The organism is Pseudomonas edaphica (genome assembly GCF_005863185.1).
GTDB lineage: Bacteria > Pseudomonadota > Gammaproteobacteria > Pseudomonadales > Pseudomonadaceae > Aquipseudomonas > Aquipseudomonas edaphica.
Map to the genome: position 1 here is coordinate 1 of NZ_VBVZ01000818.1, position 2,258 is coordinate 2,258.

At 58.5% G+C, this 2,258-nt stretch carries 3 protein-coding genes; 1 reads left to right on the top strand and 2 read right to left on the bottom strand.

The features are described 5' to 3' along the window. On the top strand, window positions 1-537 hold a 537-nt coding region (locus FEM54_RS30855), incomplete at its 5' end, for a TetR/AcrR family transcriptional regulator (protein WP_138454097.1). Between the two features lie 184 nt (window positions 538-721). Here FEM54_RS30855 and FEM54_RS30860 read toward each other — a convergent pair. Next, window positions 722-1,570 (bottom strand): shikimate dehydrogenase, encoded by an 849-nt coding sequence (locus FEM54_RS30860; RefSeq protein WP_138454098.1) that lies wholly within the window; start codon window positions 1,568-1,570, stop codon window positions 722-724. Beyond that, complete coding sequence (gene aroQ, locus FEM54_RS30865) at window positions 1,567-2,016, bottom strand: type II 3-dehydroquinate dehydratase (protein WP_017139328.1); 450 nt, start codon at window positions 2,014-2,016, stop codon at window positions 1,567-1,569. Before aroQ ends, FEM54_RS30860 begins: the two co-directional genes overlap by 4 nt. Between the last annotated feature and the right edge of the window lie 242 nt (window positions 2,017-2,258).

The window sequence follows — 2,258 nt, forward strand, 5'->3', positions numbered from 1 at the left end:
GCCGCGCGCGTTGATGCGATCGCCCAGCGTATCCACACCTCCAAACGCATGATCTATTACTACTTCGGCAGCAAGGAGCAGTTGTACGTCGAGGTGCTGGAAAAACTCTACGGCGATATCCGCAACACCGAAACCCGCATGAACCTCACGGCCCTGGAGCCGCGTGAGGCGATCCGTCGTCTGGTGGAATTCACCTTTGATCACCACGACCAGAATGTGGATTTCGTGCGCATCGTCAGCATCGAAAATATCCACAACGCGGAATACGTGAAGCGCTCGGATTCAATCAAGGCGATGAACAGCAACATCCTCGAAGCACTGGGCGCCACATTGCGGCGGGGTGCCGAGATGGGGGTGTTTCGCGAAGGGCTGGAGCCTCTGGATGTGCACCTGCTGATCAACTCATTCAGCTTTTACCGGGTGTCCAACCGCCATACGTTCAGTGAGATTTTTCAGATCGAGCTGTCCGATGAAGCGATTAAACAGCGGCATCGGGAGATGATTTGTGAGTCGGTGATGCGGTACTTGCAGGCTTGAATTCACCCGATTCCCAATCTGGAATGCAACCAGTGTGGGAGCTGGTTTGTTGTGGCGAGGGAGCTTGCTCCCGCTGACTGCGCAGCAGTCTCCGGCTTTTTTGGGGGCGCTTCGCACCCCAGCGCAAGCAAGCTTGCTCGCCACAACAAGCCAGCTCCCACATTTTTTGATTCAGTTTCGGCAGTCAGCTATTCATATTCTGAAAGTGCGCCAGCATTCGCTGCACATCCGGTGTTTGGCCACTGAACAACTCAAACGCCTTCACCGCCTGAAACACCGCCATATTGCCGCCGTCCAGCGTTCGGCAACCCAGGGCGCGGGCGCTGCGCAGCAGTTCGGTTTCCAGCGGGAAATACACGATTTCCGCGACCCACAATTCGGCTCGCAACAGCGCAGGCGGTACCGGCGTGCCGGGCAGCTTGGCCATGCCCATGGGCGTGGTGTTCACCAAGCCATTCGCTTCGGCCATGGCGTTTTCCAGGTGGGTGCCGACCTGGGCACGACCGGCACCAAAACGCTGCGCAAGGTTATCCACCAGGTCGCGGGCGCGGGCCATGTCCACGTCAAAAATACTCAAGTGCTGCACGCCTTCGGCCAACAAGGCATGGGCCACAGCTGCGCCCGCACCGCCGGCGCCCATCTGTACCACCCGTTCTCGCGCGACGTCATGCAAGTTGCGCCGGAAACCTTCGGCAAACCCCAGGCAATCCGTGTTGTGGCCAATACGCTTGCCGTCCTTGAACACCACGGTGTTGACGGCGCCAATGCCTCGTGCCTCGTCAGACAATTCATCGAGCAATGCCAGCACTGCCTGCTTGCATGGGTAGGTAATGTTCAAGCCGGTAAAACGCATCAATTCAGCGGCGTCCAGCAGGTCGGGCAGGGCGTTGATGTTCAGTTGCAGCGCGTCCAGATCGATCAACTGATACAGGTAGCGCAAGCCTTGGGCGTCGCCTTCCTGTTCATGCAGGGCGGGCGTGCGGGAGGCTTGGATGCCGGCGCCGATCAGGCCGGCGAGGATGCGCGGTTTCATCGGGCGGATCCTTTGAGGGTGTGGCTGAAGTGTTCCAGCGCCAGGTGATAACCATGGCTGCCGAAGCCTGCGAGCACCGCCTTGGCAATGGGCGACACAAACGAGTGATGCCTGAACGCCTCGCGCGCATGCACGTTGGATAAATGCACTTCGATCACCGGCACTTCACTGGCCACCAGTGCGTCGCGAATCGCTACGGAGGTGTGGGTCCAGGCCGCCGGGTTGATCACGATACCGGCGCAACGGGCGCGGGCGCCGTGGATCCAGTCGAGCAGTTCACCTTCGTGGTTGGTCTGGCGAAATTCGATTTTCAACCCCAGGTTTTCCGCGCTGCGACCGCACAGTGCGGCGATGTCGGCCAGGGTCTCATGCCCGTAGGTAGCAGGCTCGCGGGTGCCGAGCAGGTTGAGGTTGGGGCCGTTGAGCACCAGCACGATGGGCGGCATAAAGGTCTCTCCACACTTATTATTGGTTGTGCGGATAAAATGTACTGGATGGTTAATTTGGTCAATTGAAGGCGGCTGATGTGTTCGATTATCGAACGCTTATTCTGAGGCATACCGGCACAGCATCAGATTAGATATCAATTGAAAATCAACCTCGATGCCGGACTGGGCGAGCGCACGGCATGCGTATTTGCTGGCGCGGATTCAGTTGAAGTATTACGCGGGGTTGCTGAGCGAGCAGG